A 15,077-nucleotide genomic window follows, 5' to 3' on the forward strand; every position below is an offset into this window, starting at 1 on the left:
ATTCCGCGGTCATCACGTATAGACGAACTGGGCACTGGCGACGCCGTCGGTGTCGCTGACGACGCGCACCCAGTGCGCGCTGAAGCCGGGCGGGAAGACGTGGGTGTGGATCGTGCCGGGCTCGACGGTGAACGACTCCGACGCACCGAACCGCCCGTGCCCGTGGAAGTCGATCTCGAGCGTCACGGTGATCGCAGTGTCGCCGAGGTTCTCCAGGTGCAGGCACTTGTTGTCGAAACCGGTCATCAGGTACGGATCCGATGGGACCCCGGCCTCGACCGGCGTCTCCCACCAGGGACCACCCCAGCCCGCGGGCTTGCCGAAGTTCCACAGGTCGTCGGTCTTGCCGAACCACAGCCCGGACTGCGGCTCGGCCGTCGTCGGGTTCAGCCCGTGGCTGGGCGACGCGTTGTCCGCGCCCGCCACGAACATGCCGCGCCAGGAGCAGAAGTCGCCGAGCACCCACAGGTGGGTCGAGATCGGCCGGACGCCCCAGATCCGGCCGCCGTACGCCCACGGCGACAGCTCGTAGAACATGCCGTGGTGGTCGAGCATCAGCCGCTCGTGCTCGACCTCGCGGATCCGCGGCCACTCGGTCTGCCACTTGTGGTCGAAGGTGTGCGACGCCTTCGGCAACCGGTAGCGCGTCCACTGCTGGTCGGCGTCGGTGAACACCTCGAGGATCGCCGAGGCCTGGTCCCAGCCGGAGGCGAAGATCGTGCCGCCGAACTCGTGCCGGCCGCCGATCGCGGTGAACGGCTTGCGGGCCAGGATCCGCCACGTGTGGCCGTCGTACTCGGCGAGCCGGCCGCGCGCCTGACGCCCGTCCCAGTCGGCTTCCTCGTACTCGTTGGAGCAGACCACCAGCCGGCCGAAGCTGGTGTAGCAGTCCTTGTAGTGCACCTTCATCTCGCCGTCGGTGCCGAGCTCGTCGTTGAGGTCGAAGACCTGGACGCACTCGTACGTCGTGAGGTCGAGCTCGAACACCTCGCCCTCCATCGCCAGCACGTAGACGTGGGTGTCGGGTTTGCTCAGGTGCCGCGAGGTCCCGCAGACCCGGTGCGGGGTCAGCGCGGGAATCGTGGTGATCTTGTGCTCACGGTCGATCACGTGCGGGCCGAGCACCAGCTGCGAGGTCGGGAAGTGCACGAACCGGTTGGTGTAGGTGCCGTCGACGCCGAGCGTCTCCGGCACGATCTCCATCGTCAGGTCCGGTTCGATCCGGCGCAGGCTGACCCCTGCTCCGCTGTGTGCCTTGTGCGAGTTGTAGTTCTGGACGTAGAGCTTCCCGTTCCACGGCATCAGCGAGCCGACGCCCAGCTCGCTGCGCGGCGGGCCGAAGTCGCCGACCTGCGCCAGCTCCGGGAAAACACCTGAGACGTTCACGACGACGTACTCCTTTACTTGATGCCCGTATGGGTCATCGCGGCGATGAAGCGGCGTTGCAGCAGGACGAACACCAGCAGGACCGGCACGATCGAGACCACCGAGGCGGCCATCGTCAGACCGGGCGCGATCGAGCCCTGCTCGTCGACGAAATCGGTCAGGCCGAGCGGCAGTGTGTAGTTCTCGGGGGTGCTGATCAGCACCAGCGGGGTTTCGTAGTCGTTCCAGGACCAGACGAACGCGAGGATGCCGAGCGCGCTGATCACCGGCGTGGCCAGCGGCAGGTAGATCCGGTGGAAGATCTGCCATTCGTTCGCGCCATCCATCCGGGCCGCCTCGGCGAACTCGGCCGGCTGGCTGACGAAGAACTGGCGCATCAGGAACGTGCCGAGCACGGTGAACATGCCGGGCAGGATCAGCGCCCACAGCGTGTCGTACAGGCCGAGCTTCTGGAAGTAGATGAACCGGGGCACCAGCAGCAGCTGGACCGGGATGATCGCCGTGGCCAGGTACACCAGGAACAGCTTGTCCCGGCCCTTGAACGACATCCGGGCGAACGCGTAACCGGCCATCGTCGCGGTCAGCAGCTCACCGGCGACCCTCAGGACGGCGACGAACACCGACCGGCCGAACGCCGGCAGCACCGAGGACTCGCCCACCAGCACGGTCTTGAAGTTGTCCCACTGGAACGGGTCGGGGATCCACTGCATCGGGATCTTGTACGCGTCCACGTCCGCCTTCAGCGCGGTCGACAGCATCCACGCGAACGGCGCGAGGAACACCAGCGCCAGGATCCACAACGGGATCCCCCAGTACCACTTGGCCGCCTTGCTAGTCATTGAGCGCCCTCCCTCGCTGGGCCCGCCAGGTCAGCAACGTCAGCACCAGGACGCCGGCGAAGGTCACCAGGCCGATCGCCGAGGCGTAGCCGAACCGGTAGAACTGGAAGCCGGTCTGGTACATGTAGTACGAGATCGTGGTGGTCGAGTCGCCCGGACCGCCGGCGGTGATCAGCGCGATCAGGCCGAAGCCCTGCGACGCCCCGATGATCAGCGTGACCAGCAGGAAGATGGTTGTCGGAAGCAACGATGGCCAGGTGATCGTGCGGAACTTCGCCCACCGCCCGGCGCCGTCGATGTCGGCCGCTTCGTACAACTGCTTCGGTGCGTCCTGCAACGCCGACAGGTAGATCAGCGAGCAGTAGCCGACGCCGCCCCAGACCGCCATCACGATCAGCGCGGGCAACGCCCAGTGCGACGAGGCGAACCAGCCGGGCTCGATCCCGAAGATCCCGAGCACCTGGTTGACCAGCCCGGCCCGCGGGTTCATCAGCATCAGCCAGGTCATCCCGATCGCGACCGTGTTGACGATGTAGGGCAGGAAGAAGATCGCCCGCAGGATCGCCCGACCGGGCAACGGACGGTTCAGGGCGATGCCGAGCGCCAGCCCCAGTACGACGGTCAGCGGCACGCTCACCCCGACGTACACCAGGGTCAGGCCGACGGCGTTCCAGAAGCCGGGGTCCTTGGCGATCGCGACGAAGTTGTCCAGACCGGCGAAGCTGATGCCGCTGAAGCCGGAGACCAGGTTCCAGTCGGTGAAGGCGAGCAGGACGACGCTGATCAGCGGGATCAGCGTGAACGCGACCACGCCGAGCAGGTTGGGGGCGACGAACAGGAAGCCGATCCAGCCGCGCGGGCTGATCCCGGGCGCCTTCTCGGTCCGGACCGCGGGCGCCGCGGCGACAGTGGCCGTGGTCATCACGAGCTCCTCTCGGTACGGGCGATCGCGGCGTCGGCCAGTCGCCGGACGTCACGGATCGCGGGGCCGGGGTCCTTCTCGCCCAGCCAGCACAGGTCGCGCTGCTGGCCGTAGGCGAGGTTGATCTCGGGGAAACCGGCCAGCCGGGTGTCGGTGGCCAGCTTCGGCTCGGTGCCGAGCACGACCCGGCGGAACGAGTCGACGTCGAAGTACTTGTCCGGCTCCTTGCCGAGCACGCCGGTGATCACCTGGTCGTCGGTGACGTTGCCGAGCGTCGGCAGCTTGCCGCCGGCCAGCATCGGGCCGGAGCCCTCGGTCAGCCAGAACTTCACGAACTCCCAGGCGGCGTCGGCCTTCGGGGACTTCGGGTTGACCATCACGAAGTTGTTGTACGAGCCGCCGTTCCAGTCGCCGCCGTCGACGGTCGGCGGCGGGGCGAAGGAGACCTTGAAGTCGTGCGGGTACTTCTTCGCGTCGTACAGGTAGCGCAGGTTGAACGGCGCGGTCGACCAGAGGTGGAACTCCTCGGTGAGGAACGAGTTCTGCTGGTAGGCGTCGAGGTGGCGGGCCAGCACCTCGCGCCAGGGAAAGGCGGACCCCTCGGCGATCATCTCCCGGCCGAGCCTGAACGCCTGCTCGAAGTGCGGATCGCCGAAGTTCGAGCGATCGCCGTCGTACCAGTAGTTGGGGCCGAGCTTGATCCGGGCGACATCGGGAATCGTGTAGCAGCCGTAGGTTCCCGCGGTGGTCAGCTTCCGGGCGGTCGCGCGGAACTGCTCGATCGTCCACGCGTGCGGCAACTCGACCCCGGCCCGCTCGCGCAACTTGTCGTTGAACAGCACGAAGTACGGCTCGCGCGCGGTGGCCAGCGCCTTGATCCGCCCGCCGTCGAGAAAGGCCCGCGGCTGGTCGGTGTCCAGGAACACCTTCAGATCGGGATCGGCCGCCACCCGGTCGGTCAGGTCCGCTGCCAGTCCGGACCCGGCCCGCAGCGCGAGGTTGGCCTGCGCGTAGGTGAAGTAGACGTCGATGTCGACCCCGCCCTGCAGCGCGGTGTCGAGCTTGAGATTGCCCCGGTCGTCGTTCACGAACCGGGTGTAGTTCACCCGGTACTGCGGGAACTTGCGCTGGAACGCGTCGACCACCTTCTGCGGCCCCGACGCCGCCGGCACCCCGCCCCAGACCTGCAGCACGTTCGACGTCGTACCGCTCCCGGACGAGCACCCGGGCACCACGGCAGCGGCCCCCACCGCCGCCATCCCGGCCAGAAACCCACGCCGGGACACCTCGTTCCGCATCCTCACACCGACCCCCTCGGGGTTAGCCGACCAGCTGAATTCTGCAAGACATTATCCAGATCGGATCGTTCTGCCAACCCTTCGTGCAAATCTTTTTCACGGGACAATCCGGCGACCCGGGTGGAAAAGTCGTGCTGAGGAGGAGGTGCAGCCGATGGCGAGAGGTCCGCGCACGCGGTCCGCCGGTCTGGGTTTCGCCCTGCTCGCGGCGGCGGCGTCCGGTGGATCCGGCCCGTTCGCCAAGGCGCTGGTGGGCGCCGGTGTGTCGCCGGAGCAAGCGGCGTGGATGCGGCTGGTGGGCGCGGCCGCGCTGCTGGTGCCGCTTGTCCTGGTGCTGCGTGGATCCGATGGGCTGCGCGCCACCCGGCTGGCTTGGCGGCCGCTGGTCGTCTACGGACTGATCGGAATCGCCGGCTGCCAGACGTTGTACTTCGTCGCCGCGAGCCGGTTGCCGGTCGGGGTGGCAGTGCTGCTGGAGTTCTGCGGACCGGTGCTGGTCGTCGGCTGGCTCAAGTTCGGACGCCGGATCGCGGTGGCCCGGCTGGCCGCTGTCGGCGTCGGGATCGCGCTGGCCGGGCTCGCGGTCGTGGTCGAGATCTGGTCCGGCGTGCGGCTCGACCTGATCGGGCTGCTGGCCGGGCTCGGCGCCGCGGCCTGTATGGCGACGTTCTTCCTGCTCATCGACCACCTGACCGGAGTCGCCGACCCGCTGGTGATGACGGCCGCCGGGACCACGGTCGGGGCGGTCGCGCTGACGGCGGTCGCCTCACCCTGGACGATTCCTTGGGACGTCGTGGGCCGCGCGGTCCCGTTCGGCGGACGGTCCGTGCCGGGCTGGTTCCTCGTGGCATGGCTCGTCGTGGTCTGCACGGTTGTCGCCTACCTCGCCGGTACGGCGGGAGTGCAGCGCCTCAGCGCAGCCGTCGCCGGAGCCGTCTCGTACGTCGAGGCGGTCGCGGCGACGCTGTTCGCCTGGGTGTTGCTGCACGAGGCGTTGCGCGCCAACCAGCTGGTCGGCGGAGCGATCGTGCTGGTCGGCGCCTACGTCGCCCAGTCGTCGATCAGAGCGAGCAGTTCACCAGCACGGGCTCGTTGACCAGGGTGATGCCGAAGGCGTGCTGGACCTGACCGCGGACGTGCGCGGCCAGCGCGAGCAACTCCTTCGCCGTCGCGCCGCCGCGGTTGGTCAGCGCGAGGGTGTGCTTGGACGACACCGCCGCGTTGCCGATCGCGAAGCCCTTGGAGACGCCGGCGTGCTCGATCAGCCAGGCGGCGCTGGTCTTCACGCGGCCGTCGGGCTGCGGCCACTGCGGCGCACCAGCCGGTACGTCGGCCGTCGCGTCGAGCAGCGGATTGGTGAAGAACGACCCCGCACTCCAGGTGTCGTGGTCGTTCTCGTCGAGCACCATGGCCTTGCTCCGGCGCAGCTCGAGCACGGCCTCGCGGACCGCCGTCATCGGCGCGCGCGCACCGGTCTCCACGCCGAGCACGCGCGCGAGTTCGGCGTACTCGATCGGGGCGGACAGGTCGCCGAGCTTCAGCTGGAAGGTGACCTCCAGGACGACGTACCGGCTGGGGTCGGCCTTGAAGCGGGAGGTCCGGTACGCGAAGCCGCAGTCGGCGGCGAAGATCGTGCGCAGCTTGTTGTCGGTCCGGTCCCAGACGCGGACCGCGGCGATCGACTCGGAGACCTCGTGGCCGTAGGCACCGACGTTCTGGACCGGGGTGGAGCCGGTCAGGCCGGGGATGCCGGACATCGACTCCAGCCCGACCCACTGCTCGGCGATCGCGCGCTGCACGACCGTGTCCCAGTCCTCGCCGGCCTGGATGTGAACCATCGCGCCGGAACAGGCGTCCGCGTCGACGCGGATCCCGCGGGTCGCGATCTTCACGACCATGCCGCGGAAGCCCTCGTCGCCGATCACCACGTTGCTGCCGCCGCTGAGCAGCAGCACCGGCTCCTTGGCGGCGTCCGCCGTCCGGACGACGTCGACCAGCTCGGCCTCGGTGGTCACCTCGACCAGCTTGTCGGCCGGTCCGCCGATCCGCAGGGTGGTCAGCTCCGCGAGCCGCAGATCAGTGGTCTGCTGGGTGTTCACTGGGCCCGCACGACCGCTCGCGCCCGGCCGAGGACCTTCTCCTCGCCGGCCAGCGCGGTGATGTCGAGCTCCGCGAGGCCGTCGGCGACCTTGTCGACCTTCGCGGAGAACGTCACCGTCGCGCCCTTGTCGTCGTCCGGTACGACAACCGGCTTGGTGAAGCGGACGCCGTACTCGACCAGGTCGGCCGGGTCGTCCAGCCAGTCGGTCACCACCCGGGCGGCCAGGGCCATCGTGAGCATGCCGTGCGCGATCACGCCGGGCAGGCCGAGCGCGGCCGCCATCCGGTCGCTCCAGTGGATCGGGTTGAAGTCACCGCCCGCACCGGCGTACCGGACCAGGTCCTCGCGGCGCACGGTGACGGTCAGCGACGGCAGCTCGAGACCTACCTCGACCTTCTTCATGCGTCCGCCCGGTTGTGCGAGACGGTCGCGGTCGAGGTGGCGAGCTGTTCGCCGTCGGCGCTGGTCAGGACGGTCTCGTACATGATCACCTCGACGTCACCTGCTTTGCGGACGGTGGTGATGGTCGCCGTGGCGGCCACCTCGTCGCCGGCCTTGATCGGCCGGACGTAGCTGAACTTCTGCGCGCCGTGCACGATCCGGTCCAGCCGCAGCCCGAGGTCCGGGTCGGCCAGCAGCAGATCGAGGGCGGGCGCGCTCAGCACGAACGCGAAGGTGGGCGGCGCGACGGCGTCGTCCCCCCGGTACGCCGGGTTGGGGTCGCCGATCGCTTCGGCGAACTCCCGGATCTTCTCCCGGCCGACCTGGTAGGTCTCGGCGGCCGTGTAGCTCCGGCCGACCATCGTGGCGTCGATCGTCATGTCCAGTAACCCTACTGGCAGGATGGGCAGCCGAGTGCCGCCACCCACTCCGCCGAGATCACTGGGGGATCTGAAGCAGGAAGGGCAGGACTGTGACGGCAGTGACCGCGTTGAGCCGGTACGCATCTCGCTACGCGCTCCGGATCGGAGAGCCGAGCGGTTCGCAGTGGTTGCGGGTCGACCACGTGCTCGAGCCGGACAGCCCCGAGCTGACCGAGCTGCTCAAACGCGACCACGACGCCAGTGGGCACACGTCGGCGCATGCGAACGCGCTCAGCCTGATGTCGTTCTACGCCGGTCGCGTCCCCGCGACGGCTCTGTTGCTCTGGGCGACGGAAGGCAGGGTGCTCGACGTCCGGCCGGAGAACGTCTGGGTCCGCCCGCACGACGGCCACGGCCTGGCCGAGGTCGCGATCCGCTCGGCCCGCTTCCTGCCCGGCGGCCTCCACACCCTGTACGACGTGGTGCTGACGCAGCACCTGCTCCCCCTCGCGGCCGAGCTGCACCGCCGTACGCGAGCCGGCGTTCGCCAGCTCCACGGCGGTGTCGCGGCCGGGTGCGCGATGGGCTTCTGCGCCGCGACCCGCGAGGAGGAGACGATCTCCCCCGGCTTCCTGCTCGAGCGCTGGCAGACCTTCGTCGCAAAGGCCCCCGGCGGCCTCGCGCGCCTCGGCGAGGTCAGCGAGGCGGCCGGCAAACTCGTCTACCTCCGCAACACGTGCTGTCTGTACTACACGAGCGAGAACGGCCGGGAGACGTTGTGCGGCTCCTGCTGCCTGACTCCGCGCGAGGACCGGCTGGCGGCGTACGAGGCGGGGCGGCCGATTCTCACGGTCTGATTGGGTTCAGCTCTCAGCGTCGCCCATCACGAGACCTTCGATCGTGTGCTTCTGGGTGATCGGGGTCAGCTCGTCCACCACCGGGCAGTGCAGGTGGTCGAGAACCACCGCCGGCAGCGTCTCCCGGTACGCCGAAGTGATCGCCAGGTCGTGGCGTTCGGCGTTGCAGGCGCCCGGGGCGTCCAGGCCGAGCACCAGCACCGGGCGGGACAGCTGCGAACGGTTCTCGGTGCCGCGGTGGATGGTCAACGCGGAGCGGATCGAGATGTCGCCCATCTGCGGGTACTTGCGAACGGCGAGCTCGCGGTACCGGTCGTACTCCGACTTCGGCGGGAACATCTCGTGCTCGAAGCCGTCCCCGTGCTCCCATTGCGTGCCCGGCGCGATTTCGAACGGGCCCATCTCGTCGGTGGTGTCGACCGTGGTCACGTTGATCGCCAGCGACGTGAGCCGCTGCTGGGTCTTGGTCTCCTCCGGCATCGGGAAGTCCCGGTGCCACGGCTGGTACTGCGCGCCCGGCAGCGGCACGTCGAACCCGACCTCGACGATCTCGTACTCCGGCCCCAGCACAGCCTCGGCGACACTCGTGATCCACGGATGCCCGGCCAGCTCGGCGAAGCCGCGCAGCTGCTCGGGATGGATCTCGACGTAGTACCGCTGCGGGCCACGCCCGACCGCTCCCCCGGGCCGAGCCAGCGCCTCCTGGAACGCGACGTCGACGTCCGCACCGAGCTGCTCCACCCACGCGCGCGAAAACGCGCCCTTGAACCCGACGATCCCGTCGGTGCGAATCTGCTCGACCGCCTCGTCGCGCTGCTCGTCGGTCAGCGGTTCCGGTGTGACCGCGGTGTCGTTGCCCATCCAGACCTCCCAGGTTTCTCCGCGCCAGTCTGACCGCCACGTCTACAACGATGCAATGCCTTGTGTCCGGACGATTTCGTTCGCCCACGTCCTGCCGAACCCCTGCTCGACCGACCGTGGTCACCGCGCGACGGTCCGCGCATTTCTGGGAGTAGGTCCCCCAGCAGCAAAGGAATATTCCTCGTCGACCAGACCTTCTCGAGGCGACCGAGCAGCAGTTCGACCAGCGAGTTGCCGCTGCGCTACGCCGTCGAGGTGCTCGCGCTCGAGGTGGGCCACCGGGGTGTGACGGTGAACACGATGCTGCCGACGGGGATCGAGGGCGCCGGCGTCTTCACCGACACCCCGGCCCACGACGATCCGATCCGGACCATGATCCCGCGCCCGATCGAGGGCCGGATGAGCCGGATCGAGGACGTCGCCGACGCGGCGGAGCACTTCTCGGGTCCGCTGGCGCACTGGGTCAGCGGGCAGACCCTGCTGATCAGCGGCGGCGCGCTGCAGCAGCTCGGCGGTCCGGGCGGAGTTCCGGGCCAACGCCCGAGCGCAGGCCCGGGTCCAGATCTGGGGCCGATTTCGGGCACAGCGAAAGGGCCGCTCTGGTGAACAGAGCGGCCCTCGCGCGAAGTCTGCTGAAGGTCAGCGGGTCTCGCGGTGGTCGGTGTGGTCGTTGCAACGAGCGCAGTACTTCTTCATCTCCAGGCGGTCCGGGTCGTTGCGCCGGTTCTTCTTGGTGATGTAGTTGCGCTCTTTGCAGACGGTGCACGCCAGCGTGATCTTCGGGCGGATGTCCGTTGACTTGGCCACTGCTGCCTCTTCTTCTCAGGAACACGCGTCACCGACGCACGCTCACTCATTGCCGTTTGGTGGGTAGCGGGGGCGGGAGTCGAACCCGCGACACCACGATTATGAGCCGTGTGCTCTAACCACCTGAGCTACCCCGCCAGAGAGTCCGTCACCCCACCCGGCGGACCGGGCGGGACAGCGATTCTCAGAGCCCCTTTACGGAATCGAACCGTAGACCTTCTCCTTACCATGGAGACGCTCTGCCGACTGAGCTAAAGGGGCGGGCCGAGGAGAGAGATTACACGGTCCCGGGCCTCGATGTGAAATCGAGGTTCGAAGCTGTGCTGCCCCCTCTGTCCGACCAGAGAATCATACCGGCTCCGGGGCAGTGCTTTTGACCATTTTCGGGTCCGGATCCGCGGCCCACCAGCGGCGCGCCAGCGGCCTTATAGCCGGTCCGCAGGCCAGGTATGCGCCAAGACGCGCGTGATCCCGGTCACTGCGATATTCAACTACTCACGGGTCACCCTCACGCTCGGCAGCGACAGCCGGGCAGAACCGCTTCACTGTCCGTAGCCGTTTTGGGCGTTCTGGTCGCGGTCCGCGTTTGAAGGCGTCGTGATCTCGTCGTTATGGTCGATGGGCCGCTGCGGGGTTCCGTGGCGGCGACTCGACTTGGAAGGCCCCTCCCTGTGTCCCCTCACCATGACGTGCCGGAAGCAGAACGGCCGGCACTTCGTCGCCTGGCTGCTCCCCGTCGGGTGGCCAAGCACCGTTCCGCCCGGCGAAGTCCGGCCCGCGGCATGCAGCTGGTCGGCCTGACGGCCGCCCTCGCCGCCGCGGCCGGTACGACCGCCGCAGGCCTCGCCGCCCCCTCCACCCAGGCCTCGGCCGGAACCTCCCTGAGCGCAGCCCAGGCCGAGGCGCTGACCACCGCCCGGGTCGACCGGCGTGACCTCGCCTCCCGCAACATGTCCCGCTTCGAGCTGTCGCTGTCCGCGACCCAGCAGGCCGCCGCCCAGGCGAAGGCGGCTCAGGTCGCCAAGGCCCGCGCCGCCCAGCTGGCCGCGAACGCGACGCTCACCCAGAAGCGTGCCGCCGCGCTGGCCGCCGCCAAGGCAGCCGCGCAGAAGAAGGCCGCCGCCGCGGCCAAGGCAGCCGCCGCCGCGAAGGCTGCGACTGCCGCGAAGGCCGCCGCTGCCGCCAAGGCCGCCGCAGCGGAGCGGGCCGAGGCGAAGGAGCGGGCCGCCGCCGCGCAGCGGGTCTCGCTGCCGACCACCGGGTACCACCTGACCGCACGGTTCGGTCAGGGCGGCAGCCGCTGGGCCAGCAACCACACCGGTCTCGACTTCGCCGCCCCGATCGGTACGCCGGTCCGCTCGGTCCTGTCCGGCGAGGTCATCCAGGCCGAGTTCGCCGGCGCCTACGGGCGTCAGGTGAAGGTCCGCCACGCCGACGGCACGGTCACGTCGTACGGGCACATGTCCGAGTTCACCGTGAGCGTCGGTGACCGGGTGAACGCCGGGACCCAGATCGGCTCGATCGGGATGTCCGGCAACACGACCGGTCCGCACGTGCACTTCGAGGTGCTGCTCGGCGGCTCCGACCAGATCAACCCGGAGCCGTGGCTGCGCGACCACGGGGTCAACCCGTAACGAAAGCTCAGAGAAACAAGGCCAGGTCGACCGCGTCGACGTACTGGCCGTCGATCAGGAACTCTCGTGGGTGGGTTCCTTCGACGACATAGCCGTGGCGCTCGTAGAGCCGCCGTGCGACGGTGTTCACACCGTGTACGTGCAGGGTGATCTTGCGAGCGCCACGGCGTTTTGCTTCGGCGGTGACGGCCTCCATCAGCACTGAGCCGATGCCCTGACCGCGCGCTTCGGGCGCGACCGCCAGTCCGTTGATCGACAGCACGCCGGCGCCTTCGGGGAACGGGTATTTGTCCTGCAGCCGGATGTAGCCGACCAATCGGCCGGCGAGCTCGGCCACCAGGAACGCGTCCGGGCCGTAGCGCTCGGCGAAGAACGTCGTACGGTCCCCCGCTGTCAGCGAGGGGAACCCGGAGGTGGCGTCCCAGGCGGTCAGCTCGATCTCGAGCAGGGCGGCTTCGTCGGAGGCGACCGCGCGGCGGACGGTCACGCTGTTGTCACTCACCCCTCCATCTTCACCCTGCCGTCAGGTCACCAGCTACAGCTTTGCCGCCGGGAGCTCAGCGGTGACGGTGAGGCCACCGGTCGGATTGGGCGTGAGCGTGAGCCGGCCGTGGTGCGTCGCGACGATCCGGTCTACCAAGGCGAGACCGAGGCCGTGGCTGCCGGTGTGGCGCCCTGTGGTCTTGGCGAACGGCTCGGTCAGCGTGCCGGCCTGCTGCGGCGTGACGACGGGACCGGTGTTGGCGACGACGAGCCGGTGGTCGCGGGTGCTGACGGACAGCGTTCCGCCGGGACCGGTGTTGTGCCGGATCCCGTTCTGGCCGAGATTCGTGACCAGCTGGTGCACCAGCACTTCGTTGCCCATGACAAGGGTTTCCTCGAGGTCAGCGGTCACGGTGATGCCCGCGGACGCCGCCTCGGCGCGCAGCTCGTCGACCGCCTGCCGGGCAGTGGTGGCCAGGTCGAGCGGGTCCAGCTCGACAGCGCGGTTGTCCACCGAGGCCAGGGTAAGCAGCGCCTCGACCAGATCGATGCCGCGCTGATTGGTCTCCTGCAGGCGCCGGGCCAGCTCGCGCACGTCCTGGTGCTCGGGGTCCGCGATCGCAACCTCCAGCATCGTTTTCATCACCGCATGCGGGGTGCGCAGCTCGTGCGAGGCGTTCGCCGCGAACCGCCGATACTGCTCGAACGAGCGCTGCAACCGGTCCAGCATCTCGTCGAACGTGTCGGACAGATCGGTGAACTCGTCCTTGATCCCGGTCAGCCCGATCCGGTGGTCGAGCGATCCTTCGGCGGCCCGGCGCGCGGCCAGGGTGATCTCCTGCAGCGGACGCAGCATCCGGCCGGCCAGATACCACCCGCCGGCCATGCCGACGATCGCGAGAAACACCAGCGCGTACGCCGACAGCGTGACGATCGTGTCGAGCAGTTCGCCACGGGTCGGGACCGGTGTCTGGTCGCGCGGGTTGGCGGCGGTCAGCGGGTAGTTCGGGACGTAGCGCATCACGCCGTAGATGACCACCGCCACCACCGCGCCGGCGATGACCAGGAGGCCGGCGTAGCTGAGGGTCATCCGCAGCCGAACGGTCAATCGCGGCCGCCACGTGACCAACGGTTCCGGCGTACTCATGGTTCGCCGATGCGGTAGCCCACGCCGGGCACGGTATGGATGACCCAGGGATCGCCGAGGCGTTTGCGCAGGGCGGAGATGGTGATCCGGACCGAGTTGCTGAACGGGTCGGCGTTTTCGTCCCAGGCCTTCTCCAGCAGGGTTTCCGCGCTGATCACTCCACCTCGCGCGGCGACCAGGATCTCCAGCACCGAGAACTGCTTGCGGGTCAGCTTCACGTACCGGCCGAACCGGTACACCTCACGGCGGAACGGGTCGAGCCGCACCCCGGCGTACTCCAGGACGGTGGGTGCCGACTCGGCCGGCCGCCGGGCCAGCGCACGCAACCGGACCACCAGCTCGCGCAGCTCGAACGGTTTGGTCAGGTAGTCGTCGGCGCCGAGCTCGAACCCCGCGACCTTGTCGTCGAGATCACCGGCCGCGGTCAGCATCAGGATCCGGCACGGCAGGCCCTGTGCGACGATCCGGCGGCAGACCTCGTCGCCGTTCGGGCCGGGGATGTCGCGGTCCAGCACCACCACGTCGTAGGCGTTCACACTCACCGACTCCAGCGCCGCGTCGCCGTCGAACGCGAGGTCCGCCGCGATCGCCTCCAGCCGCAGACCGGCCCGGATCGCCTCGGCGAGATAGACCTCGTCCTCCACGACCAGCACCCGCATACCGTCCATTGAAGCAGACGGCGGATATCGAAAACGTAATCAAAAACGTTGACGCCACGGCAACACGCGGCCGGGTGGACTGGTGACCATGATCGCTGACGAACTTGTTGCCACCCGCAAGAAAGAGCGCCGGTTGACGGTGTTCACCGGGCTCGCCGTGGTGGTCGCCGTCGTCGCCTTCACCGCGGCGGCGTGCGGTGCGCTGAACGAGGGGCAGGATTCGGCACCGGTGACCTCGGAATCCTCGGCCGGTACGCCGAGCAACCGCACGCAGGACGACACCGACGACCACGGCGGCCCGGCGAACGCCGCGGACGGCGTACTGCCGGACAACGCGTCGCCGTTCGACACGTCGCTGCCCGGGATCGCGAAGCTCGATCCGGCGCTGCTGAAGGCCGTCCAGCAGGCGGCGAAAGCGATGGAGGCCGACGACATCAAGCTGCACGTGACCACCGGTTGGCGCAGCAAGGCCTACCAGCGGCAACTGCTCGAGCAAGGCATCAAGAAGTACGGCAGCCTGGCGAAGGCGCGGGAGTTCGTCTCGACGCCGGAGGAGTCGCACCACGTCACCGGGAACGCCGTCGACATCGGCCCGACCGACGCGGACGACTGGCTGATCCGCAAGGGCTCCCGCTTCGGCCTGTGCCAGACGCTGGCGAACGAGATGTGGCACTTCGAGCTGATCGTGAAGCCGGGCGAGGACTGCCCGCCGCCCAAGGCCTCGGCGAACAGCTAGCGCGTTTCCTGCGGCGGATCGTCGCCGGTGGCAAGGGATCGCTGGGCCCAGGCGACGTCGTGCCAGGCGTTGTTCTTCCAGCCGATCCTGCGATAGGTGCCGACCGGTTCGAATCCGAGCGCGGCGTGCAGGCCGACGCTGGCGTCGTTCGGCAGGGTCATCCCGGCGATCGCGGTCCGGAAACCGCGGTCGATCAGCCGGTCGAACAGCGCCTCGTACAGCGCGCGCCCTCCCCCGGTACGCCGCCGCCCGAGCTCCAGGTAGATGCTCACCTCGCACGACCACCGGTACGCCGCCCGCTCCTTCATCGGCCCGGCGTACGCGTAACCGACGATCCGGCCGGCGTCCTCCAGCACCAGCCAGGCGTGCCGCCGCTGCGCGGACCGGATCCGCTCGGCCATCGCCTCCACCGTCGGTGGCTCCACCTCGAAGGTGATCGCGGTGTCCCGCACGTACGGCGTGTAGATCGCCGCGCAGGCCGCCGCATCCGCCTCGGCGACGGCGTCCCGGATCACCCGCTGCTCAGTCAACGACATGTCACCAT

Annotated in this window: 18 protein-coding genes and 2 tRNA genes; 5 read left to right on the top strand and 15 right to left on the bottom strand. The window is 69.0% G+C overall.

Annotated elements, in window-relative coordinates; genetic code table 11:
- Positions 1-12: 12 nt before the first annotated feature.
- From ACQPXM_RS36265 to ACQPXM_RS36280, 4 genes are read right to left on the bottom strand one after another with little or no spacing between them, the layout of a single operon-like run.
- Positions 13-1,386: a hypothetical protein gene (locus ACQPXM_RS36265; RefSeq protein ID WP_432942507.1), complete on the bottom strand. Its 1,374-nt coding sequence runs from the start codon at positions 1,384-1,386 to the stop codon at positions 13-15.
- 14 nt (positions 1,387-1,400) lie between these two features.
- Positions 1,401-2,225 (bottom strand): carbohydrate ABC transporter permease, encoded by an 825-nt coding sequence (locus ACQPXM_RS36270; protein ID WP_432942508.1) that lies wholly within the window; start codon positions 2,223-2,225, stop codon positions 1,401-1,403.
- Positions 2,218-3,147 carry a carbohydrate ABC transporter permease gene (locus ACQPXM_RS36275; protein ID WP_432942509.1) on the bottom strand — a complete coding sequence of 310 codons (930 nt, stop codon included), beginning with the start codon at positions 3,145-3,147 and terminating at the stop codon, positions 2,218-2,220. Before ACQPXM_RS36275 ends, ACQPXM_RS36270 begins: the two co-directional genes overlap by 8 nt.
- Positions 3,147-4,445, bottom strand: a complete 1,299-nt coding sequence (locus ACQPXM_RS36280; protein ID WP_432942510.1) for an ABC transporter substrate-binding protein — start codon at positions 4,443-4,445, stop codon at positions 3,147-3,149. The genes ACQPXM_RS36275 and ACQPXM_RS36280 overlap by 1 nt, the downstream gene beginning before the upstream one ends.
- A gap of 154 nt (positions 4,446-4,599) precedes the next feature.
- On the opposite strand from ACQPXM_RS36280, the gene ACQPXM_RS36285 reads away from it, so the two are divergent.
- Positions 4,600-5,541, top strand: a complete 942-nt coding sequence (locus tag ACQPXM_RS36285) for an EamA family transporter (protein WP_432942511.1) — start codon at positions 4,600-4,602, stop codon at positions 5,539-5,541.
- Here ACQPXM_RS36285 and ACQPXM_RS36290 read toward each other — a convergent pair.
- The 3 genes from ACQPXM_RS36290 to ACQPXM_RS36300 are packed head-to-tail and all read right to left on the bottom strand — an operon-like array spanning position 5,507 to position 7,367.
- Positions 5,507-6,544 (bottom strand): UDP-N-acetylmuramate dehydrogenase, encoded by a 1,038-nt coding sequence (locus tag ACQPXM_RS36290; protein ID WP_432942512.1) that lies wholly within the window; start codon positions 6,542-6,544, stop codon positions 5,507-5,509. The two genes, ACQPXM_RS36285 and ACQPXM_RS36290, sit on opposite strands and share 35 nt — an antisense overlap.
- Positions 6,541-6,948 carry a MaoC/PaaZ C-terminal domain-containing protein gene (locus tag ACQPXM_RS36295; protein WP_432942513.1) on the bottom strand — a complete coding sequence of 136 codons (408 nt, stop codon included), beginning with the start codon at positions 6,946-6,948 and terminating at the stop codon, positions 6,541-6,543. Before ACQPXM_RS36295 ends, ACQPXM_RS36290 begins: the two co-directional genes overlap by 4 nt.
- Positions 6,945-7,367, bottom strand: a complete 423-nt coding sequence (locus ACQPXM_RS36300; protein WP_432942514.1) for an FAS1-like dehydratase domain-containing protein — start codon at positions 7,365-7,367, stop codon at positions 6,945-6,947. The genes ACQPXM_RS36295 and ACQPXM_RS36300 overlap by 4 nt, the downstream gene beginning before the upstream one ends.
- Before the next feature lie 92 nt (positions 7,368-7,459).
- On the opposite strand from ACQPXM_RS36300, the gene ACQPXM_RS36305 reads away from it, so the two are divergent.
- Positions 7,460-8,206 carry a hypothetical protein gene (locus ACQPXM_RS36305; protein ID WP_432942515.1) on the top strand — a complete coding sequence of 249 codons (747 nt, stop codon included), beginning with the start codon at positions 7,460-7,462 and terminating at the stop codon, positions 8,204-8,206.
- A 6-nt stretch (positions 8,207-8,212) separates the two neighbouring features.
- Here the strand turns inward: ACQPXM_RS36305 and ACQPXM_RS36310 are convergent, their stop codons facing one another.
- The gene (locus ACQPXM_RS36310; protein ID WP_432942516.1) at positions 8,213-9,067 is read right to left on the bottom strand and encodes a phytanoyl-CoA dioxygenase family protein; all 855 of its coding nucleotides are present in this window, start codon (positions 9,065-9,067) and stop codon (positions 8,213-8,215) included.
- A gap of 231 nt (positions 9,068-9,298) precedes the next feature.
- On the opposite strand from ACQPXM_RS36310, the gene ACQPXM_RS36315 reads away from it, so the two are divergent.
- The gene (locus ACQPXM_RS36315; RefSeq protein WP_432942517.1) at positions 9,299-9,673 is read left to right on the top strand and encodes an SDR family oxidoreductase; all 375 of its coding nucleotides are present in this window, start codon (positions 9,299-9,301) and stop codon (positions 9,671-9,673) included.
- A gap of 33 nt (positions 9,674-9,706) precedes the next feature.
- Here ACQPXM_RS36315 and rpmG read toward each other — a convergent pair whose 3' ends face one another.
- The 3 genes from rpmG to ACQPXM_RS36330 all read right to left on the bottom strand — a co-directional run bounded on the left by rpmG (position 9,707) and on the right by ACQPXM_RS36330 (position 10,135).
- Positions 9,707-9,874 carry a 50S ribosomal protein L33 gene (gene rpmG / locus ACQPXM_RS36320; RefSeq protein ID WP_012923742.1) on the bottom strand — a complete coding sequence of 56 codons (168 nt, stop codon included), beginning with the start codon at positions 9,872-9,874 and terminating at the stop codon, positions 9,707-9,709.
- Between the two features lie 64 nt (positions 9,875-9,938).
- Positions 9,939-10,012, bottom strand: a tRNA-Met gene (locus tag ACQPXM_RS36325).
- A 50-nt stretch (positions 10,013-10,062) separates the two neighbouring features.
- Positions 10,063-10,135, bottom strand: a tRNA-Thr gene (locus ACQPXM_RS36330).
- 479 nt (positions 10,136-10,614) lie between these two features.
- On the opposite strand from ACQPXM_RS36330, the gene ACQPXM_RS36335 reads away from it, so the two are divergent.
- Entirely contained in the window at positions 10,615-11,508 is an 894-nt protein-coding gene (locus ACQPXM_RS36335) for a M23 family metallopeptidase (protein ID WP_432942518.1), read from the top strand.
- Between the two features lie 7 nt (positions 11,509-11,515).
- Here ACQPXM_RS36335 and ACQPXM_RS36340 read toward each other — a convergent pair whose 3' ends face one another.
- Genes ACQPXM_RS36340 through ACQPXM_RS36350 form a run of 3 tightly spaced genes read right to left on the bottom strand, consistent with a single transcriptional unit; the run spans position 11,516 to position 13,797 of the window.
- On the bottom strand, positions 11,516-12,010 hold the full coding sequence (locus ACQPXM_RS36340; RefSeq protein WP_432942519.1) for an N-acetyltransferase family protein: 495 nt from the start codon (positions 12,008-12,010) through the stop codon (positions 11,516-11,518).
- A 33-nt stretch (positions 12,011-12,043) separates the two neighbouring features.
- Positions 12,044-13,138 (bottom strand): sensor histidine kinase, encoded by a 1,095-nt coding sequence (locus ACQPXM_RS36345; protein ID WP_432942520.1) that lies wholly within the window; start codon positions 13,136-13,138, stop codon positions 12,044-12,046.
- Positions 13,135-13,797 carry a response regulator transcription factor gene (locus ACQPXM_RS36350; protein WP_432942521.1) on the bottom strand — a complete coding sequence of 221 codons (663 nt, stop codon included), beginning with the start codon at positions 13,795-13,797 and terminating at the stop codon, positions 13,135-13,137. Before ACQPXM_RS36350 ends, ACQPXM_RS36345 begins: the two co-directional genes overlap by 4 nt.
- An 88-nt stretch (positions 13,798-13,885) precedes the next feature.
- Between ACQPXM_RS36350 and ACQPXM_RS36355 the strand changes: the two genes are divergently transcribed.
- Complete coding sequence (locus ACQPXM_RS36355; protein WP_432942522.1) at positions 13,886-14,533, top strand: M15 family metallopeptidase; 648 nt, start codon at positions 13,886-13,888, stop codon at positions 14,531-14,533.
- On the opposite strand, the gene ACQPXM_RS36360 is transcribed toward ACQPXM_RS36355, so the two are convergent.
- Positions 14,530-15,069, bottom strand: a complete 540-nt coding sequence (locus ACQPXM_RS36360) for an N-acetyltransferase family protein (protein WP_432942523.1) — start codon at positions 15,067-15,069, stop codon at positions 14,530-14,532. The genes ACQPXM_RS36355 and ACQPXM_RS36360 overlap by 4 nt on opposite strands.
- Between the last annotated feature and the right edge of the window lie 8 nt (positions 15,070-15,077).

Source organism: Kribbella sp. CA-253562, from assembly GCF_050942265.1.
Taxonomy (GTDB): domain Bacteria; phylum Actinomycetota; class Actinomycetes; order Propionibacteriales; family Kribbellaceae; genus Kribbella.

Bases quoted from the DNA above. Each gene is read 5' to 3' on its own strand.
- ACQPXM_RS36280 (WP_432942510.1), bottom strand. From the start codon at position 4,445: ATGCGGAACGAGGTGTCCCGGCGTGGGTTTCTGGCCGGGATGGCGGCG.
- ACQPXM_RS36300 (WP_432942514.1), bottom strand. From the start codon at position 7,367: ATGACGATCGACGCCACGATGGTCGGCCGGAGCTACACGGCCGCCGAG.
- ACQPXM_RS36295 (WP_432942513.1), bottom strand. From the start codon at position 6,948: ATGAAGAAGGTCGAGGTAGGTCTCGAGCTGCCGTCGCTGACCGTCACC.
- ACQPXM_RS36275 (WP_432942509.1), bottom strand. From the start codon at position 3,147: ATGACCACGGCCACTGTCGCCGCGGCGCCCGCGGTCCGGACCGAGAAG.
- ACQPXM_RS36355 (WP_432942522.1), top strand. From the start codon at position 13,886: ATGATCGCTGACGAACTTGTTGCCACCCGCAAGAAAGAGCGCCGGTTG.
- ACQPXM_RS36345 (WP_432942520.1), bottom strand. From the start codon at position 13,138: ATGAGTACGCCGGAACCGTTGGTCACGTGGCGGCCGCGATTGACCGTT.
- ACQPXM_RS36270 (WP_432942508.1), bottom strand. From the start codon at position 2,225: ATGACTAGCAAGGCGGCCAAGTGGTACTGGGGGATCCCGTTGTGGATC.
- ACQPXM_RS36360 (WP_432942523.1), bottom strand. From the start codon at position 15,069: ATGTCGTTGACTGAGCAGCGGGTGATCCGGGACGCCGTCGCCGAGGCG.
- ACQPXM_RS36310 (WP_432942516.1), bottom strand. From the start codon at position 9,067: ATGGGCAACGACACCGCGGTCACACCGGAACCGCTGACCGACGAGCAG.
- ACQPXM_RS36350 (WP_432942521.1), bottom strand. From the start codon at position 13,797: ATGCGGGTGCTGGTCGTGGAGGACGAGGTCTATCTCGCCGAGGCGATC.
- ACQPXM_RS36285 (WP_432942511.1), top strand. From the start codon at position 4,600: ATGGCGAGAGGTCCGCGCACGCGGTCCGCCGGTCTGGGTTTCGCCCTG.